Genomic DNA, 26,732 nt, shown 5'->3' on the forward strand with positions numbered 1-26,732 from the left:
GTCGTCAAAAGGGCAACAACCCAGACCGCCGGCTAAGGTCCCCAAATCAGACTTCAGTGGGAAACGATGTGGGAAGGCCCAGACAGCCAGGAGGTTGGCTTAGAAGCAGCCACCCTTTAAAGAAAGCGTAATAGCTCACTGGTCGAGTCGGCCTGCGCGGAAGATGTACCGGGGCTCAAAGTCTGTACCGAAGCTGCGGATGCGGGCAACCGCATGGTAGGGGAGCGTTCCGTAAGCCGTCGAAGGTCGGTTGTAAAGCCGGCTGGAGGTATCGGAAGTGCGAATGCTGACATAAGTAACGACAAAGGGGGTGAGAGTCCCCCTCGCCGAAAACCCAAGGGTTCCTGCGCAACGTTCATCGGCGCAGGGTGAGTCGGCCCCTAAGGCGAGGCCGAAAGGCGTAGTCGATGGGAAGCGGGTCAAGATTCCCGCACCAGACACCACTGCGATGGGGGGACGGAGAAGGCTAGGTCATCCGGGCGTTGGTAGTCCCGGTTCAAAGGTGTAGGGAGTGTGCTTAGGCAAATCCGGGCGCACAATCCCGAGACCCCATGACGAGTGTCTACGGACACGAAGTGATTGATGCCCGGCTCCCAAGAAAAGCCTCTAAGCTTCAGGTGGTGTGTGACCGTACCCCAAACCGACACAGGTGGGTTGGGTGAGAATCCCTAGGCGCTTGAGAGAACTCGGGTGAAGGAACTAGGCAAAACGGCACCGTAACTTCGGGAAAAGGTGCGCCCGTGGTAGGTGAAGGCCCTCGCGGCAGGAGCCGAAGCGGGTTGCAGTGACCAGGCCGCTGCGACTGTTTATTAAAAACACAGCACTCTGCAAACGCGCAAGCGGACGTATAGGGTGTGACGCCTGCCCGGTGCCGGAAGGTTAAGTGATGGGGTTATCCGCACGGAGAAGCTCTTGATCGAAGCCCCGGTAAACGGCGGCCGTAACTATAACGGTCCTAAGGTAGCGAAATTCCTTGTCGGGTAAGTTCCGACCTGCACGAATGGCGTAACGATGGCGGCACTGTCTCCACCCGAGACTCAGTGAAATTGAATTCTCGGTCAAGATGCCGAGTCCCCGCGGCTAGACGGAAAGACCCCGTGAACCTTTACTATAGCTTTGCACTGGACGTTGAACCGACTTGTGTAGGATAGGTGGGAGGCTTTGAAGCGACCACGCCAGTGGCCGTGGAGCCGGCCTTGAAATACCACCCTGGTCGGTTCGACGTTCTAACCTCGACCCGTCATCCGGGTCAGGGACCGTGCATGGTGGGTAGTTTGACTGGGGCGGTCTCCTCCCAAAGCGTAACGGAGGAGCACGAAGGTACCCTCAGGTTGGTCGGAAATCAACCGTCTGAGTGCAATGGCATAAGGGTGCTTGACTGCGAGACGGACAAGTCGAGCAGGTACGAAAGTAGGTCATAGTGATCCGGTGGTTCTGTATGGAAGGGCCATCGCTCAACGGATAAAAGGTACTCCGGGGATAACAGGCTGATACCGCCCAAGAGTTCATATCGACGGCGGTGTTTGGCACCTCGATGTCGGCTCATCACATCCTGGGGCTGAAGTCGGTCCCAAGGGTATGGCTGTTCGCCATTTAAAGTGGTACGCGAGCTGGGTTTAGAACGTCGTGAGACAGTTCGGTCCCTATCTGCCGTGGGCGTTGGAGATTTGAGGGAAGCTGCTCCTAGTACGAGAGGACCGGAGTGGACGTACCCCTGGTGTTCCGGTTGTTTCGCCAGAAGCATTGCCGGGTAGCTATGTACGGACGGGATAACCGCTGAAAGCATCTAAGCGGGAAGCCCCTCCCAAGATGAGATCTCCCTGGGCACGCGATGCCCCTAAAGGTCCGTTGAAGACCACGACGTGGATAGGCGGGATGTGGAAGCGTGGTAACACGTGCAGCTAACCCGTACTAATCGACCGTGCGGCTTGACCATATAACACCCAAGTGCGTTACCCTTACGCTCTCACCGTTTCGCGGATCGTCGGCCTCCATACCGACGCTCCCACCCTTTCCCTGGCGGCCATAGAGACCTGGAACCACCTGATCCCGTCCCGAACTCAGACGTGAAACAAGTCTTCGCCGATCCTAGTGTGGGGCCTCCCCATGCGAACCTAGGGCACCGCCAGGGCCCTCTCCCCTCAAAACCCCTTCCACCCAACAGTGGCGGGGGTTTTGGCTTTGGAGCCGGCTCCTACTCGCTCGGCCAGCCAGATGTCTCCCCTTTGAGCACTTGATCAGTTTTGGCTTTGAACTGGCCACCTCGGCCGGTCCGGCGATCGTTCCATCGATCGCAGATCTGTTCGCCAACTTCACGCGAAGGCCGAAAGACTCGCATAAGCCAGCCCCAAACCAATCAGAGTCGCCATCAGAACGTCACTGGGATAATGCAGCCCGAGAATGATGCGAGACAGCGCGATCAGAGTCGTGAAAGGAACCAGGATCCAGGCCAATACAGGGAAGTAGTAGATGGCGACACTCGAAAACACGACGGCGTGGAGCGTGTGACCCGAGGGAAAGCTGTATTGATCGAGTGGCGGGACGAGTGCCGTGATGTCACTGGCGTGATGACAGGGACGAGACCGCCGAGTCATGCCTTTGAGTGATTTGTAGAGCAACAATGCGATACTGCCGGTCGCCAGCATGTGCAGGCTGGCTTGTAATCCGTTCAGCCCATAGACCAGGGGTAGGGCGGCCATGAGGCTATACCAGAACACCCCATCACCCAGTCGGCTGACGAGCGCGAAGGGATATCGGATCCAACGACCTTGCCCCGAACGGCTCCAGAGGCGACAGACGGATACTTCCAATTCATTCAGATGTCGTAGCCAGGCTTGCATGACAGGACCCCGCTTGACCTCGTTTGCTATGGATCACGGCGAACAGATGCTCTTCGACACGGCCTAGAATGCGCTCCCAGCCAATATCCAGCGCACGCCTTCTGGCTTCGAGTCCCATTTGGCGTAGTCGTTCCCGATCGCCAACGCACTCCAGACAGACATGGACGAATGTTTCAGGCTCATCGGTCGGCACGGTCACGCCGTTGAGCCATGAGGAAACATAGGCACGTGCGGCCGCATAATCGAAAGCGATGACGGGCAGACCGCTGGCCATGGCCTCGGTGACGACATTACCGAAGGTCTCGGTGAGACTCGGAAAGAGGAAGAGATCGCCCGAGGCATAGTGAGCGGCGAGCTCGTCGCCGACGCGCGCGCCGGCGAAGATCAGATCCGGGTGTTCCTGTTGCAGATGCGGGCGTTCGGGACCATCGCCGACCAGCACGAAGCGCGCGCTCGGACACTGCTGCTGGATGGCGCGGAACCCGGCGAGCGCCAGGGCCAGATTCTTTTCAGCCGCGATCCGACCCACATAGAGGACGACCAGATCGTCCTCATTGCAGCCCCAGGAGCGGCGCAGTTCAGCGGAGCGCCGATCCGGCGCGAACTGATCGACGTCTACTCCACGTCCAAAGACATGGAGGTTCTCGAATCCTTCGGCGGCCAGACTGTCACGCAACTCGGTAGTCGGAACCAAGGTGGCATCGGAGCGATTGTGGAAGTGTCTCAGGGTCTCGGCGATCTGACGGGTCAGGGCGCCCAGTCCGTAATGCCGGCTATAGTGCTGGAAATGGGTATGAAAACCGGTGATCGTCGGAATCTTGAGTGCTTGCGCGGCTGAGAGCGCGGCGTGACCCAGTGGCCCCTGAGTGGCGATATAGACCAGATCCGTCGGGCGGCGGTGCCAGAGACGCCGCAGACGCCAATAGACCGGAAGCCCGAAACGGAGACCGCGATAGCCGGGGATCGGCAGGCCCGGCACCAGATGCAGATCGAGCACATCGGATGGCTCGGAGTGTCGAGGATCGGCGGGTTGTCGTGGCCGGATCAACTGGATCCCATGTCCGCGTGCGGCCATGCCTTCGGCCAGATGGCGCATGGTATTGGCCACGCCGTTGATCTCGGGAGGATAGGTCTCGGTGACAATGGCGATCCTGAGCCGATCGCCTTTGGACGGAGCGGTGATCCGCGTTTCTCCGGACATGATTCAAACGGCTCCAGGCTCCAGCCGGCATGGACTTGCATCGTCGTCGTGCACCGATACAACCGTGTCCTTGCCTATCATGAGGGGCGTGGTCTCCGCGCCGTCGAGCGTCTCGAGGATGGCCGCGCGGGCGCGCTCGGCGAGTGCGCGGCGTGACTCACTGTCCAGAGCCTGCATGGGCGGGAGGAAATGGACACAGGCGATCAGCCCCGGATGCCGGACGAGTCGGCTGAGATTGGCGATCAGGCTGTCGTCGCCGACATAGGGTACGGACTGATCGAGGGCGAAGGTGTCGCGACGCCGGTAGCGGATGGCGACCGGCTGTACACGAACATCGGGATGCTGGGCGATGGCGAAGAGTCGCGGATGGAAGCGTCCGAGCGTTCGGCCATCCGTCGTGGTGCCCTCGGGAAAGATCATGACCGTGCGCTCCGAGGCCAGATCCGCCAGCAGTCGATGGATCACAGACTCCGCTCGATGTGCACCGCGCTCGATGAAGCGGGTGCCCGCGAGGTCGGCCAGCCAGCCGATCAGCGGCCAGCGCCGGACGTCCGACTTGGCCAGAAACCCGATCTCACCCTGAGCGCCCAGAATGGGGATGTCGAGCCAGGAGACATGGTTGCCGACCAGCAGACAGCCCGGCTCCAACCGCCCTTCGATCCGTACTTCAACATCCAGGGCGCGCACCAGCCGCCCATGCCACCAGCGCACGGCACGCGGCAGCCAACGCGGTTGCCGATGCGCGCGACCCTGGAGCGCGGCATAGAGACCGACCAGCGTTCCGGTCGCCAGATGCTCGCCGACCCGCCAGCTTCTCCAGAGTGTTCGTGCGATCATGACCCTCAAATGTCGCTCGGACTGTCTCAAAGACCGTGCCTATCGAGGAAGTGGCGTGAGTACGCCGGACTCAGGGCGTCGATGTCGAGCAGCATCAGTACGTCCGCCACGCCGAAATCCGGATCACGACAGGGTTCGCCGCATGCCTTGGCGCCCAGACGGACGTAGGCACGCAGCAAGGGCGGCAACGGCGCGTCCAGGACGTCGTCGGCGACCTGGGTCGTGAGCAGCGGAGCAAGCGGCGTGACGCGCCGATCCTCGGGCGCCGGCGCCTGACGGCGCAGTCGGTTCATGATGGCGGCCGCCTGGATGTCGTCCTCGCCGAGCGGGACGCTGGCACAGCCGAACAGATAATCGAAGCCGTTGAGCTGGACGAATCCGGCCAGCCCCGACCAGAGCACGGCGATCGCCGACCCCTGCCGGAACTCGGGCGCGATGCAGGTACGGCCGACCTCCAGCAGGCGTCCGTCGAGCCGCTTGATGGCGTCCAGCTCGAACTCGCTCTCGGAATAGAAGCCTCCGATCCGTGCGGCGCTGGCGTCGGTCAGCAGACGGGTGCAACCGACGACACGCCCGGTGCGCGAATCGCGAACCAGCAGATGCTGACAATGGTCGTCGAACGCATCGTGATCGTAACCGGGCGCGCCCTTGAGCCGTGCGCCCATCTCCTCGCCGAAGACCTGATAGCGCAGTGCCTGCGCCTCACGGACCTCGGACTCGGACGTTGCGATCTCGACATAGAGACGCTCGCCGCGCTTGGCGAGCGACGCGGAAGCCGAAGCGACCATCGAATGCCCTCACAGGTTGAAGAATGCCTGGAGGGTTATCTTAGGCGGCGAGTGTTGCGGCCTGATGTGGGGCGGATGACAGCTCCGTGAACGCGGGTCGCGTGTTCAAGCTCGGGTTCAGGCCCGCAGCGACAGAATCGGCCAGCCGCGCGTCTCGGCCGTGGCGCGCAACTGGGCGTCCGGATTGACCGCGATCGGCCGCTCGACCCGCTCCAGCAACGGCAGATCGTTGTGCGAGTCGCTGTAGAAGCAACTGCCCGCCAGATCCAGCCCCTGCTCGACGAGCCAGTGTTCGAGCCGCTCGACCTTGCCCTCGCGAAAGGAGGGCACACCCTCGACCTCACCCGTATAGACCCCGTCGCGCTCGGCGGGCAGGGTGGCGATCAGATGCGGCACGCCGAAGCGCTCGGCGATGGGCGCGGTGACGAAGGCATTGGTCGCGGTGATGATGAGCAGGATGTCGCCGGCGGACTGGTGGCGTTCGACGAGCGCGCGCGCCGCCGGGGTCATGATCGGCTCGATCTGCTCTTCGAGGAAGCGCGCGCGTAGCGCCTCCAGACGCTCGCGCGGATGCTCGCGCAACGGACGTAGTGAGAAACGCAGAAACTCCTGGATATCCAGGGTTCCGTCCTGATATTCGCGGTAGAATCGCTCGTTCTCGCGTGCGTACTCCGCACCGTCCACGAGTCCATGCCGGGCGAGATAGCAGCCCCAGAGATAGTCCGAGTCACCGTCCAGGAGTGTGTTGTCGAGATCGAAGATAGCGAGTGGCACGCGGTCGATTCCAGTCTGAAAGATTGAAGTGGAGTCTGGCGCGGATCTTGCGCCCTTTGAGTGCCATACTCCGGGATCGGCGCGCGGGTTTCAAGTGTTTACGACCAAGCTCTTGATTGGAAATCGCTTATACAGACGCCGGCTTGCCGGAAACGACTGCTCTATGGAAGAATGAGCCGGCCACCAGCCAGGGAGAGACCCATCCTTGATCGACCATGACGGCTTCAGACCCAATGTCGGCATCATCCTGAGCAATCGGGACCGTCGCCTATTCTGGGGGCGCCGCGTCGGCCAGAATGCCTGGCAGTTTCCACAGGGTGGGATAAACCCCGACGAAACACCCGAGCAGGCCATGTTCCGCGAGCTGGAGGAGGAGGTCGGACTCTGCGAGCAGCAGGTCACGATCCTAGGCAGTACGCGCGGCTGGCTGCGCTATCACCTGCCCAAGCGTTACATCCGGCACCGTTACTGCGGGCCGGGTCCGACCTGCATCGGCCAGAAACAGGTCTGGTTCATGCTGCGGGTCGATTGCGGCGAGGAGGCCTTCTGTCTCGATCGCACCGACAAGCCCGAATTCGACGCCTGGCGCTGGGTCAGATACTGGCAGCCACTCTACGAGGTCGTGTATTTCAAGCGCCATGTCTATCAGCAGGCGCTCGAGGAACTGGCGCCGACCCTCTATCCGGAAGGCGTGCCGGAGCGCCGTCATGTCTATGCCGGCCCCTCCAGGCTGCTGCGCCAGGGATACCCGTGAGCGTCGTGCGCCGCGCCAGGGCTGAGACACCGGCCTAACTCCGCATGCACTCAGGCGCCCATTCGTCCGCGATCCCATCCGCTCCAGGTCTGCTCACCTCGCCCAGCATGCTCGAATCACTCAGACGCATCGTTCAGGAAGTCAACAACGCCGGCGATCTCGAGCAGGCGCTCTCCATCATCGTCCAGCGCGTCAAGCAGGCCGTGGGTGCGGACGTCTGTTCGGTCTATCTCAACGACTACGATAACCATCGCCACGTCCTGCACGCGACCGAGGGTCTGCGTCAGGATGCCGTGGGGCGGGTGCGACTCGAACTCGGTCGCGGGCTGATCGGGCTGGTGAGCGAACGCGCCGAGCCGATCAACCTCGACGACGCGGCCAATCATCCGCGCTACGAGTGCATCATCGACACCGGCGAGGAACGTTATCACGGTTTTCTCGGCGCGCCCATCATCCAGAACCGCAAGGTGCTCGGCGTTCTGGTGCTGCGCCAGCGCTGGCGGCGCCACTTCGGCGAGGACGAAGTGACCTTCGTGATGACCCTGGCCTCGCAGCTGGCCGGCGCCATCACCTTCGCCCGCACCAGCGGCGAGCTGGCGCGCCTGCAGGACGACGGCATCCCGCAGCGCTTCCTGCCGGGGCTGGCCGCCTCGCCGGGCATCGGCCTCGGGCAGGCGGTGGTGGTCTATCCGCCCGCCGACCTGGACGCGGTGCCCGATCGACGTCCCGAGGATCCGGAGATCGAGGCGGAGGACTTCCGGCGTGCCGTGCGTGAGGTCGCCGGGGATCTCGACCGCTTCGCCGGCCGCGCTCAGGTGCATCTGCGCGTCGAAGACATGGCGCTGTTCGACGCCTGGCGCCTGATGCTGGAGAGCGACACCCTGATCGACGGCACCCTGTCGCGGATTCGCGCCGGCAACTGGGCGCCCGGCGCGCTGCGTGAGACCATCGCCGAACATGCGCGGGTGTTCGACGCCATGGACGATGCCTATCTGCGCGAACGCGCCACGGACGTGCGCGACCTGGGACGCTGTATCCTGATGTACCTGCAGAATCGGGCCGGCGCGCCGATCCAGTATCCGCCGCGCACCATCCTGGTAGGCGACGAGATCAGCGCCATGCAGATCGCCGACGTGCCGCGTGAGAAGCTGGCCGGGGTGGTCTCGACCACGGGCTCGGGGTCGTCCCATGTCGGCATCCTGGCGCGCGGCATGGGCGTCCCGGCGGCCATGGGGGTGTCGGATCTGCCGGTGGGGCGCGTCGAGGGCCGTGAGATGGTGGTCGACGGCTATCGCGGGCGCGTCTATGTCTCGCCGGGGCCGGCGGTGCGTTCGGAGTATCAGCGTCTGGCCGAGGATGACGCGGCCCTGACCAGCGAGCTGCAAGCGCTGAGTCATCTGCCGGCCGAGACCACCGACGGCTATCTGATCCCGCTCTATCTCAACACCGGGCTGGTGTCCGAGAGCCGTCCGCTCGGCATCGAGGAATCGGCCGGCGTCGGTCTCTACCGTACTGAGCTGCCCTTCATCGTGCGCGACAGCTTTCCGAGCGAGGCGGCGCAGATGACCAACTACCGGCATGTGCTGGAGCTGTTCGCGCCGCGTCCGGTGACGATCCGCACCCTCGACATCGGCGGCGACAAGCCGCTGCCGTACTTTCCGATGCACGAGGCCAATCCCTTCCTGGGTTGGCGCGGCATCCGCATCACGCTCGACCATCCCGAGATCTTCCTGACCCAGGTGCGCGCGGTCCTGCGCGCGGCCATCGGACTCGACAACCTGCAACTGCTGCTGCCTATGGTCAGCACCGTCGGCGAGGTCGACGATGCCTTGCTCCTGATCCGGCGTGCCCATGACGAGCTGCTGGAGGAGGGCTATCAGGTGCGGATGCCGCCGGTCGGGGTCATGATCGAGGTGCCGGCGGCCGTCTATCAGGCCGAGGCGCTGGCGCGCCGGGTCGATTTCCTGTCGGTGGGGACGAACGATCTCACGCAATATCTGCTGGCCGTCGATCGCAACAATCCGCATGTGGCCAAGCTCTACAACGAATATCACCCGGCTGTTCTGCGCGCGCTGCTCCAGATCCTGACCGGGGCGCGGCTTCACGGCAAGGAGGTCAGCGTCTGCGGCGAGATGGCCGGTGATCCGCTGGCGACCTTCCTGCTGCTGGGGATGGGTGTGCACAGCCTCAGCATGGGGGCCGGCAGTCTGCTGCGGGTCAAGAAGGTCATCCGCAGCATCAGCCGGGCGCGGGCGCGCGAGGTGCTCAAGGTCGCCCTGCAATGCGAGGATGCCGGCTCGGTGCGCCGACTGTTGCTCGACGCGCTGGAGACCGTCGGCCTCGGTGGTCTGGTGCGACCGGGCCGTTAGCCGGGTAGTGACTTGCCTGGATTGAGGATGCCCGCCGGGTCGAACTGCGCCTTGATGGCGTGCATGAGCTTCAGTGCCATCGGATCGAGTTCGCGGTCGACGAAATCGCGCTTTTCCAGCCCCACACCGTGCTCGCCCGAGAGCGTCCCACCCAGCCGTAGCACCAGGGCGAAGACTGCATCCAGACAGTGCGCCGCGCGCGCGACCTCCTCGGCGTCGTCCGGGTCGATCAGCAGATTGACATGGATGTTGCCGTTGCCGGCATGGCCGAAGTTGACGATCCGGATGCCGGTCTCGCGCGCCAACTGCTCCAACCCATCGATGAACTCGCCCATGTGCGAGACCGGCACCACCACGTCCTCATTGATCTTCTTCGGCGCGATGTGACGCAGGGCCGGGGAGAGGGCCTTGCGCGTCTTCCAAAGCGCGGCGACCTCGTCAGCCGTCTCGGCGAGCCGCAGCTCCAGCAGACCCGAGACACGCGCCGCCTCACCGACCGCCCGTTGTGCTTCCCGGATACAGGCCGCCGGGCCATCGACCTCGATCATCAGCAGCGCCCCGGCGCCGTCCGGCAGGTCGAGTTCGGAATAGCGGCTGACCATCTCGATCGCCGAGCCGTCCATGATCTCCAGCGCGCAGGGCGTGACCGGCTGGGCCATGATGGCCGAGACGGCGAGCGCGGCGCTGTGGATGTCGGCATAGGTCGCGCGCAGGGTGCGCTTGGCCTCCGGCAGCGGGGTGAGTTTGAGCGTGGCCTCGGTGACGAGCGCGAGCGTGCCCTCTGAGCCGATGATGAGCCGCGTCAGGTCATAGCCGACCACGCCCTTGGTGGTGAGGACGCCCGTGTGGAAGACCTCGCCCGTGCCGCTCACCGCACGCAGACCCAGGGTGTTCTCGCGCGGCGTGCCGTACTTGACCGCGCGCGGACCGGCTGAGTTGTAGGCTAGGTTGCCGCCGATGGTGCAGGTGGCCGCGCTGGTCGGGTCCGGCGGCCAGAAGAAGCCGGCAGCGGCGATGGCCTGCTGCAATCGCGCGTTGGTCACGCCGGGCTCGACCACCGCCAGCCGGTCGCCGGGCTCGATGCGCTTTATTTGATCCATGCGCTCGAACGAGAGCACGATGCCGCCGCGATCGGGTACAGTCGCCCCCGTGGTGCCCGTGCCCAGTCCACGGGCGATCAGCGGCAGTCCGGCCTCGGCACAGAGCCGGACCAGCGCGGCGACCCGATCCTCATCGCGCGCGAAGACGACCGCTTGAGGTAGCGCCTGACGACGGCTGTTGTCGTAACCATAGGGCCAGCAGTCGGCCGGGTCGGTCAGCAGAGCACCGTCGCCGGCGATTCGCGCCAGCTCGGCGCGCAGTCCAGCGGTGAGATCAGGCATTGGGCGTCCAGTATTCGAAGAGTTTGACCACCTTGCGCACACCCGGCACATAGCGCACCCGCTCGGCGACGAGATCGCCCTCGCGCGGCGTGACCAGCCCAAGCAGATAGAGTATCCCATCCTCGACCACGATCTTGACGCGGGTCGGATCGAAATCGGGCAATTCGATGCCGGCCAGCTCCAGTTTGGCGCGCAAGGCGATATAGGTATCTTCGGACTGGCGGCCCATCCCGATGCGCGGCCCGACGCGGACCTCGTCGATCACGCGCGCGACCTTGGGCAGTCGGCTGATCCGCTCGCCGGCTCGCTGCGCGAGATCCGCCGATTCGGCCTGTCCGGTGAGCAGGACGCTGCGGTTGTAGCTGGTCGCGATGATCCGCGCACCTCGGCCGAGGTCGCGATCCTGGAAGATCGCCTGGGCGGCGGCGAACTCGATCTGCCGATCGTCGAGGATCGTCTGGGCCGGGCGACGATCATGGATGGCCGAGGCGCCGGCGACCGCCGCGCCGCCCACGACCAGGGGCGCACATCCAGTCGCCGAGAGCGCGAATGCGAGCACGGCGCCCGCCAGAGTGATCGGCTTCGAGTACGTTCTATTCATTGGGATCGGGATGAAGGGCTTTGATGAGCGATGCACGACGCGCCGACGGCGGTCGTTCAGGCTTGGATCGGGTGACGAGTGGTTCAGTTCCTAGAGCGTAAAAGCCTGCCGGATCCACTGGATGTCGTCCTCGGCACTGATGGCCACGACATCGAACCGGCAAGCCAGTTGGGTCGGGTGGCGATGCAGATAGTGCCGGGCGGCCAGGATCAGGCGCTGCTGTTTGTGCGCGTCCACGGTCGCCGCCGGGGTGCCGAAGCGCGTCGAGCGCCGGTAGCGCACCTCGACGAACACCAGGACGGCCTCGTCGCGCATCACCAGATCGATCTCGCCGAACCGAGAGCGCTGGTTGCGCGCGACCAGTCTCAGCCCCTGAGCGGTCAGGAACGACTCGGCGAGACGCTCCTTGGCTTCACCGATCGCGCGCGTGTCCGGGCGCGATCGGCGGCTACTGGGGCTGGTGCTCATTCAGGACCGAGCGCACGGGTAGATTCGACGCGCTTCTCGCCCGGAGGTTCCATGCCGTTGGCCAGGCGTGGTCCGCTCTCGGTGAAGCGTCCCAGTACCAACTGACGGGTGAGACGACCGAGCGGATCGACCGCGAGTCCGCCGGTCTGGCCCGGATAGTAGGCCCCAGGGTTCGCCTCCAGCTCGGACAGACGCGGCGCCAGACGGTAGGCGTCGATGCCCATGGCATAGAGTCGGGCGAGCGGACCTGAGGCGCTGTCGGTCCGGGCCATGACGGTGCGGCGCGCGAGCGGCCCCGGTCCGCCCAAGTCGAGCATCCAGGGAATATCGACGAAATAGAGTCCGACCAGGGCCTGATCGGCATTGGCATCGAAGTGCCCCGAATAGACGTGCGAGGTCGAGATGACGATCAGGGGCTTGTTCGCGGCGGACCGGATCTGGGGATGGAGCTTGCGCGCCATCTCGGCGGTGGCGACCAGGAACAGTAGGTCGGCCCTCTGGCCATCCATGAGTCGGCCCAGGGTCTTGTCGTAATTCGACCAGGCCGGATCGAAGCCGGCCTGACCGGCCAGGGTTCCGCCCTGAGCGCGCCACTGCGCACTGAAGGCATTCGCCAGACGCCGGCCCCAGGCATCGTTCGGATGGAGCACGAACGCGCGTCTGGCGCCCAGGGCAAATCCCTTGTTCGCCGCCTCGGCGGCTTCGTTCTCGGGTGAGAGCGCGAACTGGAACAGATTCGGGGCGCGACGCTCCGCCTCGGTGGATTCGTTCAGCGCGAGCGTGGGGATCGGCGACGTCCCGGCGTCGATCAGCGCATCGACGGCCGGCTTCTCCAGCGGTCCGATCACATAGTCGGCGCCGCGCGCGATGGCGGAGGTGTGCAGTGCGCGCACCCGACCGGCATTGGTGCTGTCGGCGAAGTCCAGTGACGGGCGTCGATCGCCCGGATCTAGGCGGCCGGCGGCCTGGATCCCATCGCGCACCGCCTTGGCGGCCGCGGCGAAGCGCCCGCCGCCGGGCAGCATCACGGTGACGCGCCGGCCGCTCGCGTATCCGCCCGGCCCGTCGCCGCCATAGGCGCGCGCCAGCTCGGGGAGCGCGGGGTGGCTGGTGCGGCCTTGGCGCCATTGACGATAGGCGTCGTCCAGCCGCCGGGGATCGGCGCCGTGGCTTCGCGCGAGCTGGGCGATCTCGGCCCAGCCCTTCATGGAACCGCGACCCGTGCGGGTGAGTTTGAGCAGCTCGTCCTCGCCGATCAGCGCCAGGGTCGCGACCAGCGCGACCTGATTGGTCAGACGGGCCGGTCCGTCGAGCAGGGCGTCGAGTTCGGCCAGAGACTCGGCTCCGGCCACCGGATCGTTGCCGAGCCGCTGGGCGGCCGCCAGCAGTCCGAGGCGTCGGATCTTGAGCGATTTGGGCAGGTTGCCCGGCAACCGATTCAATTCGACGATCGCGACCTTGGGCCGTCCGGCCGCCAGGTCGAGTTCGGCCCTGAGCAGTTGCGAGCGTTCCGGTTGGCCGCCGACGAGTTCGGACGGCTTGAGTCCATCGAGCGTCTCGCGCGCCCGTCCGACCCGGCCGCCGGCCAGATAGGCCTGCGCGGCCTTGAGCCTGAGTTCGGACTTGGCCGGAGCCTGAGCGCGAGCGGCCAGTTCCAGATAGAGCCGGGCGGCCTCGTCGACCTGGCCCTGAGCCTCCAGACTGGAGGCGCGGCTCAACTCAGCGCTCGGAACGCTCGTCAGCAGGCTGGCCGGATCCTGGATCGGCTGGACGGCGCAGCCCGACAGGAGTACGGCGGCGAACAGCGGTCCGAGCAGCCGACGCGGGAAAAAAGCGGTACGGTCGATGCGATTCTTGGGCATGATTCCGTGTCCGTATTCTTTTGTGAGAGTCTGCCGGAGGGCGGAAGATGCAACGACAGGCCGGGGTACTATACGTGGTGGCCACTCCGATCGGCAATCTCGGAGACCTCAGCGAGCGCGCACGCCGGGTGCTCGCCGAGGTCGATGCCATCGCCGCCGAGGATACGCGCGAGACGCGGCGTCTGCTCGCGCACTGCGGGATCTCGTCCGAGCTGATCGCCTATCACGACCACAACGAGTCCGAACTCACACCGCGTCTGCTGGAGGCGCTGGAGTCGGGGCAACGCCTGGCGTTGGTCTCGGACGCGGGCACGCCCTTGATCAGCGATCCCGGCTATATCCTAGTGGCGGCGGCGCGTGAACGGGGTCTGGATGTCGTGCCCATTCCGGGGGCGAGCGCGGCCATCTGTGCGCTCTCGGCCTCGGGTCTGCCGAGCGACCGCTTCCTCTTCCTCGGTTTTCCGCCCCGCACCCAGTCGCGCCGTCGGGCCCGGATCGAGTCGGTCGCGCGCGAGCCGGGGACGCTCATCTTCTATGAGAGCGCCAAGCGGGCGCTGGAGACGCTGCGCGATCTCCAAGCCGTCCTGGGCGATGGGCGGCGTCTGGTCATCGCGCGCGAGCTGACCAAACGGTTCGAGACCTTTCTGCTCGGACCGGCCAGTGTGCTCATCGCACGTCTGGAGTCGGACGAGGAGCAGCGTCTCGGCGAGATGGTGATCCTGGTCGAGGGCTGCCCGGCGTCTGAAGCCGACGAGACGCGCGAGGACGCCGTCCGCGTGTTGCGCATCCTCGGCGAGTCCATGCCGCTGAGTCAGGCCGCCGCGCTGGCCGCCCGCCTGACCGGAGCCAAGAAGAACGCACTCTACCGGCTGGGCCTGGAGCTGGGACTCGGTGCCGAATCCGATTGAACGACGCGCGACAGAGATCGGTCGGATTTGTTAGGATGCCGCTCCTAAGGAGTTGGCCAGACAGTCGCTCCTTCCGTTCGGAAGGGGAGGAAAGTCCGGGCTCCATCGGGCAGGGTGCCAGGTAACGCCTGGGGGATGTGAGTCCACGGAAAGTGCCACAGAAAAGATACCGCCGGTTCGGGTTCCGCTCGCGCCGGTAAGGGTGAAAAGGTGCGGTAAGAGCGCACCGCGCTGGTGGCAACATCAGTGGCAGGGTAAACCCCACCCGGAGCAAGACCAAATAGGGGAACCTGCGGCTTCGAGCTGCGGCGCGCGGCCCGCGCGTGTTCCCGGGTAGGTCGCTCGAGGCGCGCGGTGACGCGCGTCCCAGATGAATGACTGTCCTCGACAGAACCCGGCTTATCGGCCAACTCCTTAGCCTCCGACACGCCTCCTCCAACCCCCTTCAAAGCGTTCGTTCCAGGGTGCTCGAACACCCTGATTTCTCATCGACTTGAGTTCGATTGCTCATGTTTTTTATGAACTCATGAGTTCATGATCCTGAATCGATAGCGTTTTTCACGTGTTACCGACCCGTCTCAGGTTCATGCCGTAAGTCGCTGACTCTGAAGAACAAAGGCCAAGGATTTCTTGACGTTGCCCCGGAGCCTCTCTAACATGAGCGTTCAGTGGGGAAGTGTGGGGAATTGGGGAGTGATCGACCACGGACGAGCCATCCAGGGGGGCTTCAGTGTTTCGCGGCTTGACCATCCTCAACCTGGATGCCAAGGGCCGTCTGGCGATTCCGTCCAGGCATCGCGAGCGACTGGAGACGCTGTCCGGCACGCGCCTGATCGTCACCGTGGATCGCGACCGCTGCCTGCTCCTCTATCCGGAACCCGAATGGGACATCATCGAACGCAAGTTCGCCGCCCTTCCCGCACTCGATCCGACGGCACGCGCGCTGCAACGTCTCTATGTCGGCAATGCACAGGAAGTCGATATCGATGCGCAGGGGCGCATCCTGCTGCCCGGCCATCTGCGCGAATTCGCGTCGCTGGACAAGCGGGTCGCCTTCGTGGGGCAGGGGGCCAAGTTCGAGATCTGGGACGAGTCGGCCTGGCGCGCGCGCACCGAAGCCGCGCTGAACGACCTGGCCCTCAACGCGCTGGCCACGGATTCGGGACTCGGTACCCTGACGTTGTGAGAGAAGCCGCTTTTGTCGCACAAACCCGTATTACTGGAGGAGACAGTGTCCGCCTTGCTGGTGCAATCGGACGGAATCTATGTCGATGGCACCTTCGGACGAGGTGGGCACAGTCGCGCCATCCTCGCGCGTCTGGGCGCGGCCGGGCGTCTGCTCGGTTTCGATCGCGACCCCGAGGCCGTGGCCGTCGGCCAGGCACTCTCGGCCGAGGACGGACGCTTCTCCATCCATCGCGGCTCCTTCGCCGACATCGGGCGTCTGCTCGATGAGGCCGGGATCGAGGCACGCCTGAATGGCGTATTGCTCGATCTCGGCGTCTCCTCACCGCAACTGGACACCCCCGAACGCGGCTTCAGCTTCATGGCCGACGGCCCGCTGGACATGCGCATGGACCCCGACAGCGGTGAGTCGGCGGCACAATGGCTCGCATGCGCCGAACAGCACGAGATCGCGACCGTACTGCGCGAGTTCGGCGAGGAACGCTTCGCCAACCGCATCGCACGCGCCATCGTCGAGACCCGTGCCCAGACGCCGATCCGCACGACGGCCCAACTGGCCGAGCTGGTCGCGCGCGCCGTGCCCAGGCGTGAACCGGGCAAGCATCCGGCCACCCGCACCTTCCAGGCCGTGCGCATCCAGGTCAACGGCGAGCTGGAAGCCCTGCGTCGCTGTCTCGATCAGGTCTGCGATCGACTGGCGATCGGCGGACGGCTGGCGGTCATCAGCTTCCATTCGCTCGAAGACCGGCTGGTCAAACGCTTCATCCGGCGTGAATCCAAGGGACCGGAACTGCCCAAGGGCGTTCCGGCTCGCGCCGTCGAGGTCCAGGGGCGTCTGCGTCCCATCGGCAAATCGGTGCGCCCCTCGGCGGACGAGGAAGCGCAGAACCCGAGAGCACGCAGCGCCATCCTGCGCGTGGCGGAGCGCCTGCCATGACGCGCGCCCGCTTCCTCACGGTCGCCGGATTCATACTCGCCGTCATCCTGACGGCGATGGCCGTCGTGCACACCAAATATCTCACCCGTCTCCATTTCGCCCATCTCCAGGATCTGCGCGCCCAGCGCGATGCGATCGATGTCGAATGGAACCGTCTGCGTCTCGAAGAGGCCGCGCTCTCGACCCATGTGCTCGTCGAGCGCAAGGCCCGTCGCGAGCTCGGCATGTTCGCACCCCGTGCCGGCGATGTACTCTTGATCGAGGAGCGCGTTCATGCCAAACCCTAGTCGTCGCGCTCGCAAACCCCTGCCGCCGCTCAAGCCGCGCCGGGCGCCCAATACGGTGCTGCGCCGCCGGTTGCTGATGTCGGCCTTGTCGCTGGCCTTCGTCATGCTGACGGGCGGGGTCTTCTATCGGCAGGTGATCCAGACCGAGTTCCTGCAACGCGAGGGCGAGGCGCGCTATCTGCGCGATGCCGTCATCCCGGCGCGGCGCGGCATGATCCTGGATCGCAACGGTGAGCCGCTGGCCGTGAGCACGCCGGTCGAGACCGTCTGGGCCGAGCCGCGCAAGCTGATCAACCATCTCGACAAGATCCCCGCGCTCGCCGGCGCGCTCGGGATGGATGCCGCCTTCCTGCGTGATCGCATCGAGGGCAATCGCGACAAGGGCTTCCTCTATGTCAAGCGGCGCGTCACCTTCGAGGAGGCGCGCGCGGTGCGCGAGGCGATCGCCGAGCACGGGATCGAGGGCGTCGATTTCGAGAACGAATACCGCCGCTTCTATCCGGGCGCCGAGGTCTTCGCCCATGTCATCGGCTTCACCAACATCGAGGATCGCGGCCAGGAAGGCATAGAGCTGGCCTACGACCGCGTGCTCAAGGCCGAGCCCGGTTTGCAGCGCGTCATCCGTGATGGGCGCCGGCGCACCGTGCAGCAGGTCGAGCAGGTCCGTCCGCCGCGTCCGGGTCGCGATCTGGCCCTGACTCTGGATCGGCGCTTGCAATATCTGGCCTATCGCGAGCTGAAGGCCGCCGTGACCGAGCACAAGGCCAAGGGCGGCACCCTGGTGGTGCTGGACGTGGCCACGGGCGAGGTGCTGGCGATGGTCAATCAGCCCAGCTTCAATCCCAACAGTGATCGCAGCGGGGACAGCGAGCGTCGGCGCAATCGCGCGCTCACCGACGTCATGGAGCCCGGCTCGACGCTCAAGCCGTTCGTGGTCGCCGCCGCACTCGAGCGGGGGGTCATCACGCCGGCGAGCCGCTTCTCGACCGCGCCCTACAGCATCGGCCGTAACGTCGTGCGCGACGTGCACAACTATGGCACGCTCGATGTCACCGGCATCATCACCAAATCGAGCAACGTCGGCTCGGTGAAGATCGCGCAGAAAATGAGCTACCAGGATCTCTGGAGCCTCTACGATCAGCTCGGATTCGGTCATCCGACCGGTATCGGCTTTCCGGGCGAGAGTCGCGGCCTTCTCAGACATTATTCGACCTGGCGGCCCTTCGAACATGCCACGCACGCCTTCGGCTATGGTCTCTCGGTCACATCACTGCAACTGGCCCAGGCCTATTTGGTGCTGGCCGCCGATGGCGTGAAGCGGCCCGTGACCCTCTTCAAGCGCGATCCGCTCATGCAAACCGCTGCGGCGCCCGAGGGCGTGCGTCTCCTGAGTCAGGATACGACGCGCCGGCTGCGTGCCATGATGGAGACCGTGGTCTCCGAACAGGGCACGGCCAAACAGGCGATCATCGCCGGCTATCGCGCCGCCGGCAAGACCGGAACGGCCAAGAAATCGGCGGGCAAGGCCGGTTATGCGAGCAATCGTTATCAGTCGGTCTTCGCCGGGTTCGTGCCGGCCGGCCGGCCGCGTTTCGTCATGGTGGTCATGATCGACGAGCCGGGCGCCGGCGCCTATTACGGCGGTGTGGTGGCGGCGCCCATCTTCCAGAAGGTGATGGAAGGCGCGCTGCGGCTGTTCAACGTCCCGCCCGACGATCCCGAGCCGTCGATGATGCTCGCGCAACACTTGCAGGGGACGGCGCCATGAGCATACGGCTGACGTTCGATCCGGTATCGGAACCTGTGAGCACGGAGGGTCGGCGCTGATGTGGACACTGGCTCAAGCCATCGCCCGCGCGGGCGGTGTGCTGCACGGATCTGATGTCGCCTTTTCCTCGGTCGGGACCGATTCGCGCGCCGACTGCGCAGGGCAGCTCTTCGTCGCCCTGCGCGGCGAGCGTTTCGACGGGCACGAATACGTCGCGGCGGCCCAGGCATCCGGGGCTGTCGCCGCCATGGTCGATCAGCCGTTGCCGCTCGATCTGCCGCAGTGGGTGGTCGACGACACCCGGCTCGGTCTGGGACGGCTGGCGGCGGCCTGGCGCGATCGTTTCCCCGGTCGGGTGATCGCCATCACCGGCAGCAACGGCAAGACTACGGTCAAGGAGATGGTCGCCGCCATCCTGGCTCAGGCCGGGCGGGTGCGGGCCACGCGCGGCAATCTCAACAACGACATCGGTATGCCGCTGACGCTGCTGAGCGCACGCGACGAGGACTTTCTGGTGCTGGAGATGGGGGCGAACCATCACGGCGAGATCGGCTACATGACCGAGATCGCACGTCCCGAGGTGGCCCTGATCACCAATGCCGGGCGCGCGCATCTGGAAGGCTTCGGCAGCGTCGCCGGCGTGGCGCGCGCCAAGGGCGAGATCGCGCGCGGGTTGCCGGAGGACGGCGTCTTCGTCGTCAGCGGCGACTCGCCCTATCTCGGGCTGTGGCGCGAACTGGCCGAGGGACGGCGGATGCTGACCTTCGCCCTGGACGGCGCCGCCGATCTGACCGCGCGCACCGAATCGATCCGGGTCGAGTGGGGTGATGCCGGCTTTCGCACGACCTTCAGGGCGCGCGTCGCCGGCGAGGACTGGCCGCTTGCGCTGTCCCTGGCCGGCGAGCACAACGTCCGCAATGCACTGGCGGCGGCGGCGGGTGCGCTGGCGCTCGGTCTCGACCGCACGGCCATCGCGGCGGGTCTGGCGACCCTGACCCCGGTCAAGGGCCGACTCTATCCTCGGCTCTGTCACGGCGTCGGGGTCATCGACGACAGCTACAACGCCAACCCCGACTCGATCGCCGCCGCCATTGCGGTGCTGGCCGGACTCGACGGACGACGCCGGCTGATACTCGGCGATCTGGGCGAGCTGGGGGCTGACGCGGAACGTCTTCATGCCGAGATCGGTGAACAGGCCCGCGCCGCCGGACTCGACCATCTGCTCACGGTCGGCGCCCTGAGCGCCGAAGCGAGCCGCGCCTTCGGCTCGGGCGCCGAGCATTTCGCCGCTCAGGACGCGCTCCTGACCCGGCTCAAGGCCGACTTGAAACCCGGCGACCGCGTCCTGGTGAAGGGCTCGCGTCTGGCCCGGATGGAACGCATCGTTGAGGCGCTGTGCGCCGAGGACACTCCTTAGATGTTGCTGTATCTGACCGACTGGCTCACCGAGTACCACAAGGGGTTCTCGGTGTTTCGCTATCTGACGTTGCGCGCCATCCTCGGCGTGCTGACGGCGCTGGCCATCGCGCTCCTGGTCGGGCGGCCGATGATCCGCCGTCTGCGCGCCTACAAGATCGGCCAGACCGTGCGCGACGACGGTCCGCAGAGCCATCTGTCCAAGTCCGGCACCCCGACCATGGGCGGCGCCCTGATCCTGGTGGCCGTGGCCATCGCTACATTGCTGTGGGCGGACCTGGAGAACCGCTATGTCTGGATCGTGCTGCTGACGACCATGGCCTTCGGACTCGTGGGGCTGGTCGACGACTACAAGAAGCTGGTCAAGCGCGACCCGCGCGGTCTGATCGCGCGCTGGAAGTATTTCTGGCAGACGGTCTTTGGGTTCGCCGCCGCCGTGGCGCTCTATGTGACTGCGAACTCACCGGCCGAGACCGCGTTGCTGATCCCCTATGCCAAGAACCTGAGCATCCAGCTCGGTCCCTGGTTCATCCTGTTGACCTATTTCGTCATCGTCGGCTCCAGCAATGCGGTCAATCTCACCGACGGACTCGACGGACTGGCGATCATGCCGACCGTGCTGGTCGCCGGCGCCCTGACCATCTTCGTCTATGCCGCCGGTCACGCCCAGATCGCCAATTACCTGCTCATTCCCTATCTGCCCGAGGTCGGTGAGCTGGTGATCTTCTGTTCCGCCCTGGTCGGGGCCGGACTCGGGTTCCTGTGGTTCAACGCCTATCCGGCGCAGGTCTTCATGGGCGATGTGGGCGCGCTGGCGCTCGGTGCGGCGCTCGGCATGGTTGCGGTCGCGGCGCGGCAGGAACTGGTGCTCTTCATCATGGGCGGGGTCTTCGTCGCCGAGACCATCTCGGTGATGCTCCAGGTGCTGTCGTTCAAGCTCACCGGCAAACGCATCTTCCGCATGGCGCCGCTGCACCATCATTTCGAGTTGCAGGGCTGGCCCGAGCCGCGCGTCATCGTCCGCTTCTGGATCCTGACCGTGGTGCTGGTGCTGATCGGTCTGGCGAGCCTGAAGATCCGGTGAACGCCATGACGCTTCCCGCCACAGCCAGCGACCGCTCCGGCTCTCCCGAGCCCAAGACCCTGATCGTGGGTCTGGGCAAGACCGGGCTGTCCTGCGCGCGTCATCTGAGCGCACGCGGCCTGCGCGTGGCCGTGACCGACAGCCGTGAACGGCCGCCCGGTCTGGACGTGCTCCAGTCCGAGTTGCCCGAAGTCGCGGTCTTCGTCGGCGGCTTCGATCCGGAGGTGTTCGCGGCGGCCACCGAACTCGTGGTCAGCCCCGGCGTGCCGCTTGCCGAGCCGCTGATCCGGCAGGCGATCGCGCGCGGCGTGCCGGCGGTCGGCGATGTCGAACTCTTCGCGCGCGAGATCCAAGCGCCTCTGTGCGCCATCACAGGCTCCAACGGCAAGAGCACCGTGACGACCCTGGTCGGACTCATGGCGCGTCTGGCCGGACGCAAAGTCGCGGTCGGCGGCAATCTCGGCGAGCCGGTGCTCGATCTGCTGGCGCCGGACGTCGAACGCTATGTGATCGAACTCTCCAGCTTCCAGTTGGAGACGGTGCCGAGCCTGCGCGCCGATGTCGCCGTAGTGCTCAATGTCTCGGCCGATCATCTCGACCGCTATGCGAGCTTCGACGACTACGCCCGAACCAAGGCGCGGATCTATCAGGGGGCACGGATCGCCGTCGTCAATCGCGACGATCCGATCGTGGCCGCCATGCCGCGCGATCCCGAGCGCGAGATCGGTTTCACGCTCGGCGTGCCTGAGGGAGCGGACTTCGGGGTGCGCGTGCTCAACGGTCGATCCTGGATCTGCCGGGGTGACGAGCCGATCCTGCCGACCGCTGAGATACGCATCCCAGGGCGGCACAATCTGGCCAATGCGCTGGCGGCCCTGGCGCTCGCCCAGGCCAGCCGCATTCCTATGGCGAGTGCGTGTGAAGCACTGCGGGTCTTTCCAGGTCTGCCGCATCGCAGCGAATTCGTCGCCGAACGTGCCGGCGCCCGCTGGTACGACGACTCCAAGGGTACCAATCCGGGCGCGACCATCGCGGCCCTGGAGGGGCTGATCCCGGAGGATGGTTCAGGCCGAGTGGTCTTGATCGCGGGCGGCGAGGGCAAGGGCGCCGATTTCACGCCGCTACGCGCCGCCGTCGAACGCGCCGCGCGCGCTGTGGTGCTGATCGGACGCGACGCCCCGCTGATCGCGTCGGCGCTGGACGGCACGGTTCCCCTGGTCCGCGCCGTCGACATGGACGAGGCCGTCACCCTGGCCGCCGAGCGCATCGAGCCGGGCGACTGCGTGCTGCTCTCGCCGGCCTGCGCCAGTTTCGACATGTTCGACAACTACGAGCATCGCGGCCGGGTCTTCGCCGAGGCCGTGCGGAGATTGCCCGTATGACCACGGCCGCGCCCTCGAAACCTCTGTCCCGGACGCCGCGCGTGCGCCAGACCCAGCCGCTGGACTATCCCCTGCTCCTGTGCGCGATCGGTCTGCTGGCCTTCGGCTGGGTGATGGTCACATCGGCCTCGATGTCGATCGCCGATGCCTGCTGTCAGAATCCCTTCCATTATTCGATCCGGCACGCCATCGCGCTCGGTCTGGCTCTGGTACTGGGACTCATGGCCTACAGCGTGCCGTCCCACTGGTGGGAGCGTCACGGCACCTGGCTCTTTCTCGCCGGTGCCCTGGTCCTGATCCTGGTGCTCATCCCCGGCATCGGCCGCAACGTCAACGGCGCCACGCGCTGGATCCCACTCGGACCGCTCAATGTGCAGCCGTCCGAGTTCGTCAAGCTGTTCGCGATCCTCTATGTCGCCGGCTATCTGGTGCGCCATGCCGACAAGGTGGTCAATCGGATCTCGGGCTTCATCCGTCCGCTGATCCTGATCGGCGCGGCGGCACTATTGATCCTGATGCAGCCGGATTTCGGAACCACGGCGGTGATGCTGGCGACCGTGATGGGGATGCTGTTTCTCGGCGGCGCGAGCCTCATGCCCTTCATCTTTCTGTTCGCGATCCTCGGTGCCGGACTGGTGACGCTGGTGATCCTGTCGCCCTATCGTCTGGCGCGTGTCATCTCCTTTCTCAATCCCTGGGAAGATCCGTTCAATTCGGGCTATCAGCTCAGTCAGGCGCTCATCGCCTTCGGGCGCGGCGAGTGGTTCGGCGTCGGCCTGGGCAATGGCATCCAGAAGCAGTATTTCCTGCCCGAGGCGCATACCGACTTCCTGGCTTCGGTGATCGGCGAGGAACTGGGTCTGGTCGGGATGCTGGTGCTGATCGCGGCCCTCGTCTTCCTGACCTGGCGCGCGATGTCGATCGGCGTGCGGGCCGAGGCGCTCAAGCGTCCTTTCGAAGCCTATGTGGCGCAGGGGATCGGTCTCTGGATCGGGCTCCAGTCCTTCGTCAATCTCGGCGTCAATGTCGGCATCCTGCCTACCAAGGGGCTGACCCTGCCTTTCATGAGCTATGGGAGCAACAGTCTGATGGTCGGCTGTATGGCGATCGCCATCCTGCTGCGGATCGATGTCATGCTGAGGCGTGCGGAGTCCGAATCCAAATTCAAGCGAGATCCGTCATGGTCGCGCGCCTAGCCGTCATGGCCGGGGGTACCGGCGGTCATGTCTTTCCGGCGCTTGCCGTCGCCGAGTCTCTGCGCGGGCAGGGGGCCGAGGTGTTCTGGATCGGCACCCAGGCCGGCATGGAATCGCGTCTGGTGCCCGAGCATGGGTTCGAGATGGAATGGGTTTCGATCGAGGGCGTGCGCGGCAAGGACGGGCTGCAATGGCTCAAGGCGCCTTTCCGGCTGGCGAGCGCCTTCGGTCAGGCGCGCGCCATCCTGCGCCGACGCCGGCCGACGGTCGTGCTCGGCATGGGCGGCTTCGTCTCCGGTCCCGGAGGACTGGCCGCGCGCGCGCTCGGGATTCCGCTGGTCATCCATGAACAGAACTTCGTGCCCGGACTGACCAATCAGTGGCTGGCGCGGGTCGCCACCCGCGTGTTCGAGGCCTTTCCGGGCAGCTTTCCGCCCGCGCGTCACGCCGGCGTGACCGGCAATCCGGTGCGCCGGTCGATCCTGGATCTGCCTACGCCCGCTGAACGGCTGGCCGGTCGCTCGGGTCCGGTGCGGCTGCTGGTGGTCGGCGGTTCGCTGGGTGCGCAGGCGCTCAACGAGACAGTGCCCCAGGCGCTCGCTCGGCTGCCGGTCGATCAACGTCCGCTGGTGCGTCATCAGGCGGGCGAACGCACGCTCGAACTGGCCCGCAACGCTTACCGCGACGCCGGCGTCGAGGCCGAGGTCGTCGCCTTCGTGCGCGACATGGCCGAGGCCTATGCCTGGGCCGATCTGGTCGTCTGTCGCTCAGGCGCCCTGACGGTCTCGGAACTGGCCGCCGCCGGTGTCGGCTCGATCCTGGTGCCCTATCCATTCGCGGTCGACGATCATCAGGTCGGCAACGCGCGCTATCTGTCCGAGGCCGGTGCAGCGCGTCTGATCATCCAGCGCGACCTGACGGCGGTCGGTTTGGCCGATATTCTGAGCGACCTGTTCGCCGATCGCGCCAAGCTCCTGGCGATGGCCGAGGCCGCGCGGCGTCGCGCCCAGCCCGAGGCGACCGACCACATCGCCCGCGCCTGTCTGGAACTCTCCGCCCGAGGAACGCCTTCATGAGTCCCCATCTCCAGCACACAGCGGCCAATATGGGGCGGGTGCGGCGTCTGCATTTCATCGGCATCGGCGGGGCCGGTATGAGCGGCATCGCCGAACTCATGGCCAATCTGGGTTACGAGGTCGCCGGTTCCGACCTGCGCGACGGCGAGGTGACGCACCGACTGCGCGATCTCGGCATCGAGGTCTTCATCGGTCATCGCGCCGAGCAGGTGAGCGAGGCCGATGCCGTGGTGGTCTCGACCGCGATCGACGAGACCAACCCCGAGATCCGGCAGGCGCGCGCGCGGCGGATCCCGATCGTGCGTCGCGCCGAGATGCTCGCCGAGCTGATGCGCTTCTATTACGGCGTCGCGGTCGCCGGCACCCACGGCAAGACGACGACCACCAGTCTGGTGGCCAGCATCCTGGCCGAGGGCGGATTGGACCCGACCTTCGTCATCGGCGGACGGCTGAACAGTGCCGGGGCCAATGCGCGTCTGGGAAGCACCAAGTATATGGTGGCCGAAGCCGACGAAAGCGATGCGTCCTTTCTCTATCTCCAGCCGATGGTGTCGATCGTCACCAACATCGACGCCGATCACATGCGCACCTACGGCAACGATTTCGACCGGTTGCGTCAGACTTTCATGGAGTTCCTGCATCATCTGCCCTTCTACGGGCTGGCGGTGCTCTGTATCGACGACGACGAGGTACGCGCGCTCATTCCGCAGATTCCGCGTCCGGTGCGTACCTACGGCACTCGGCCCGAGGCCGATCTGCGTGCGAGCGACATCCGACAGAGCGGGATGCAGACCTCCTTTCTGGTCCACGGCGCCGAATTCGAGCGCCCGCTGGCGGTGACGCTCAACCTGCCTGGACGCCACAATGTGCTCAATGCGCTGGCGGCGATCAGCGTCGCGCTCGAGCTGGGCGTCGAGGACGAGGCCATCGTGCGCGCCCTGGCCGGTTTCCAGGGCGTGGGCCGGCGCTTCGTGGCACGCGAGGTCAGGGATCCGCAGGGACGTCAGGTGCTGGTGGTCGACGACTATGGTCATCATCCGCGCGAGCTGGCCGCGACCCTGGCCGCCGCGCGCGAGGGCTGGCCTGGACGCCGTCTGGTGCTGGTGTTCCAGCCCCATCGCTACAGCCGCACCCAGGAGCAGTTCGAGGACTTCGTCGAGGTGCTCTCGACCCCGGATGCACTGGTGCTGTGCGAAGTCTATCCGGCGGGCGAGACGCCGATCGCCGGCGCCGACGGACGCGCCCTGAGCCGCGCCATCCGGGTGCGCGGCGAGCTGGATCCGATCTTCGCCCAGGGACTCGACGCGATTCCGGGGCTACTGGCCAATCTCATCCGCGACGGCGACATCCTGCTCGTCTCGGGTGCGGGCGACATCGGTGGTCTGGCGGCGCGTCTGCCCGGACTCATCGAGCAGGGACTCTGAACGGCGATGGGGACTGAACGGATGGCAGGACGATCACTCATGAACCGGCTGGCGATGGGCTGTGGCGAGTCGCTGCGTGCCCTGTCGGGATGGGTGGCGGGCGTCCGCACCGAGTCCGAGGGGGCGGAGTCCAGCGGTCAGCCTCCAGCGGTCAGCCGTCAGTCGTCAGTTTCTAGCCGGACGCCGGCAGCCG

Annotated in this window: 22 protein-coding genes, 2 rRNA genes and 1 other RNA gene (1 of these 25 running past the window's edge); 16 read left to right on the forward strand and 9 right to left on the reverse strand. The window is 65.7% G+C overall.

Annotated features, from left to right (window positions below):
- Nucleotides 1-1,936, forward strand: a 23S ribosomal RNA gene (locus Atep_RS01425) (it extends 957 nt beyond the left edge of the window).
- Nucleotides 1,937-2,015: 79 nt separating this feature from the next.
- Nucleotides 2,016-2,131 (forward strand): 5S ribosomal RNA (rrf, locus tag Atep_RS01430).
- Nucleotides 2,132-2,312: 181 nt separating this feature from the next.
- Here the strand turns inward: rrf and Atep_RS01435 are convergent.
- From Atep_RS01435 to Atep_RS01455, 5 genes are all read right to left on the reverse strand, one after another.
- Nucleotides 2,313-2,840, reverse strand: coding sequence for a phosphatase PAP2 family protein (locus Atep_RS01435; protein ID WP_213379788.1), 528 nt, complete (start codon nt 2,838-2,840; stop codon nt 2,313-2,315).
- Nucleotides 2,812-4,041: a glycosyltransferase family 4 protein gene (locus Atep_RS01440; protein WP_213379790.1), complete on the reverse strand. Its 1,230-nt coding sequence runs from the start codon at nt 4,039-4,041 to the stop codon at nt 2,812-2,814. Before Atep_RS01440 ends, Atep_RS01435 begins: the two co-directional genes overlap by 29 nt.
- Nucleotides 4,042-4,044: 3 nt before the next feature.
- The gene (locus tag Atep_RS01445) at nt 4,045-4,878 is read right to left on the reverse strand and encodes a lysophospholipid acyltransferase family protein (protein WP_213379792.1); all 834 of its coding nucleotides are present in this window, start codon (nt 4,876-4,878) and stop codon (nt 4,045-4,047) included.
- Nucleotides 4,879-4,904: 26 nt separating this feature from the next.
- On the reverse strand, nt 4,905-5,666 hold the full coding sequence (locus tag Atep_RS01450; RefSeq protein ID WP_213379794.1) for a GNAT family N-acetyltransferase: 762 nt from the start codon (nt 5,664-5,666) through the stop codon (nt 4,905-4,907).
- Between the two features lie 117 nt (nt 5,667-5,783).
- Nucleotides 5,784-6,440, reverse strand: coding sequence for a histidinol-phosphatase (locus Atep_RS01455; RefSeq protein WP_213379796.1), 657 nt, complete (start codon nt 6,438-6,440; stop codon nt 5,784-5,786).
- A gap of 205 nt (nt 6,441-6,645) precedes the next feature.
- Between Atep_RS01455 and Atep_RS01460 the strand changes: the two genes are divergently transcribed.
- A complete protein-coding gene (locus tag Atep_RS01460) occupies nt 6,646-7,194 on the forward strand; it encodes an RNA pyrophosphohydrolase (protein ID WP_213379798.1) in 549 nt (182 codons plus the stop codon).
- Between the two features lie 107 nt (nt 7,195-7,301).
- Nucleotides 7,302-9,563: a phosphoenolpyruvate--protein phosphotransferase gene (gene ptsP / locus Atep_RS01465; protein WP_213381352.1), complete on the forward strand. Its 2,262-nt coding sequence runs from the start codon at nt 7,302-7,304 to the stop codon at nt 9,561-9,563.
- On the opposite strand, the gene Atep_RS01470 is transcribed toward ptsP, so the two are convergent.
- The 4 genes from Atep_RS01470 to Atep_RS01485 form a co-directional block, all read right to left on the reverse strand.
- The gene (locus Atep_RS01470) at nt 9,560-10,945 is read right to left on the reverse strand and encodes an FAD-binding oxidoreductase (protein WP_213379800.1); all 1,386 of its coding nucleotides are present in this window, start codon (nt 10,943-10,945) and stop codon (nt 9,560-9,562) included. The two genes, ptsP and Atep_RS01470, sit on opposite strands and share 4 nt — an antisense overlap.
- Entirely contained in the window at nt 10,938-11,546 is a 609-nt protein-coding gene (locus Atep_RS01475; protein WP_213379801.1) for a BON domain-containing protein, read from the reverse strand. The genes Atep_RS01470 and Atep_RS01475 overlap by 8 nt, the downstream gene beginning before the upstream one ends.
- Before the next feature lie 90 nt (nt 11,547-11,636).
- Complete coding sequence (locus tag Atep_RS01480; RefSeq protein WP_213379803.1) at nt 11,637-12,014, reverse strand: YraN family protein; 378 nt, start codon at nt 12,012-12,014, stop codon at nt 11,637-11,639.
- Nucleotides 12,011-13,876, reverse strand: coding sequence for a penicillin-binding protein activator (locus tag Atep_RS01485; protein WP_213379805.1), 1,866 nt, complete (start codon nt 13,874-13,876; stop codon nt 12,011-12,013). Before Atep_RS01485 ends, Atep_RS01480 begins: the two co-directional genes overlap by 4 nt.
- A gap of 47 nt (nt 13,877-13,923) precedes the next feature.
- Here Atep_RS01485 and rsmI point away from each other — a divergent pair, with 47 nt between their 5' ends.
- The 12 genes from rsmI to murC all read left to right on the forward strand — a co-directional run bounded on the left by rsmI (nt 13,924) and on the right by murC (nt 26,539).
- Nucleotides 13,924-14,784, forward strand: coding sequence for a 16S rRNA (cytidine(1402)-2'-O)-methyltransferase (gene rsmI / locus Atep_RS01490; RefSeq protein ID WP_213379807.1), 861 nt, complete (start codon nt 13,924-13,926; stop codon nt 14,782-14,784).
- A 48-nt stretch (nt 14,785-14,832) separates the two neighbouring features.
- Nucleotides 14,833-15,202, forward strand: an RNA gene (gene rnpB, locus Atep_RS01495) — RNase P RNA component class A.
- Between the two features lie 312 nt (nt 15,203-15,514).
- Nucleotides 15,515-15,970 (forward strand): division/cell wall cluster transcriptional repressor MraZ, encoded by a 456-nt coding sequence (gene mraZ, locus Atep_RS01500; RefSeq protein ID WP_213379809.1) that lies wholly within the window; start codon nt 15,515-15,517, stop codon nt 15,968-15,970.
- 12 nt (nt 15,971-15,982) lie between these two features.
- Nucleotides 15,983-16,906: a 16S rRNA (cytosine(1402)-N(4))-methyltransferase RsmH gene (gene rsmH / locus Atep_RS01505; RefSeq protein ID WP_213379811.1), complete on the forward strand. Its 924-nt coding sequence runs from the start codon at nt 15,983-15,985 to the stop codon at nt 16,904-16,906.
- A complete protein-coding gene (gene ftsL / locus Atep_RS01510) occupies nt 16,903-17,193 on the forward strand; it encodes a cell division protein FtsL (RefSeq protein WP_213379813.1) in 291 nt (96 codons plus the stop codon). The genes rsmH and ftsL overlap by 4 nt, the downstream gene beginning before the upstream one ends.
- Nucleotides 17,180-18,961: a peptidoglycan D,D-transpeptidase FtsI family protein gene (locus Atep_RS01515; protein WP_213379815.1), complete on the forward strand. Its 1,782-nt coding sequence runs from the start codon at nt 17,180-17,182 to the stop codon at nt 18,959-18,961. Before ftsL ends, Atep_RS01515 begins: the two co-directional genes overlap by 14 nt.
- A gap of 58 nt (nt 18,962-19,019) precedes the next feature.
- Entirely contained in the window at nt 19,020-20,378 is a 1,359-nt protein-coding gene (locus Atep_RS01520; protein ID WP_213379817.1) for a UDP-N-acetylmuramoyl-tripeptide--D-alanyl-D-alanine ligase, read from the forward strand.
- Nucleotides 20,379-21,461, forward strand: coding sequence for a phospho-N-acetylmuramoyl-pentapeptide-transferase (gene mraY / locus Atep_RS01525; RefSeq protein WP_213379819.1), 1,083 nt, complete (start codon nt 20,379-20,381; stop codon nt 21,459-21,461). It abuts the gene before it with no gap.
- Between the two features lie 5 nt (nt 21,462-21,466).
- Nucleotides 21,467-22,843, forward strand: a complete 1,377-nt coding sequence (gene murD / locus Atep_RS01530) for a UDP-N-acetylmuramoyl-L-alanine--D-glutamate ligase (RefSeq protein ID WP_213379820.1) — start codon at nt 21,467-21,469, stop codon at nt 22,841-22,843.
- Nucleotides 22,840-24,039, forward strand: coding sequence for a putative lipid II flippase FtsW (gene ftsW / locus Atep_RS01535; protein ID WP_213379822.1), 1,200 nt, complete (start codon nt 22,840-22,842; stop codon nt 24,037-24,039). Before murD ends, ftsW begins: the two co-directional genes overlap by 4 nt.
- Nucleotides 24,024-25,115 (forward strand): undecaprenyldiphospho-muramoylpentapeptide beta-N-acetylglucosaminyltransferase, encoded by a 1,092-nt coding sequence (gene murG, locus Atep_RS01540; RefSeq protein ID WP_213379824.1) that lies wholly within the window; start codon nt 24,024-24,026, stop codon nt 25,113-25,115. The genes ftsW and murG overlap by 16 nt, the downstream gene beginning before the upstream one ends.
- Complete coding sequence (gene murC, locus Atep_RS01545; RefSeq protein ID WP_213379826.1) at nt 25,112-26,539, forward strand: UDP-N-acetylmuramate--L-alanine ligase; 1,428 nt, start codon at nt 25,112-25,114, stop codon at nt 26,537-26,539. The genes murG and murC overlap by 4 nt, the downstream gene beginning before the upstream one ends.
- Nucleotides 26,540-26,732: the final 193 nt, after the last annotated feature.

It is taken from the genome of Allochromatium tepidum (assembly GCF_018409545.1).
GTDB lineage: Bacteria > Pseudomonadota > Gammaproteobacteria > Chromatiales > Chromatiaceae > Thermochromatium > Thermochromatium tepidum_A.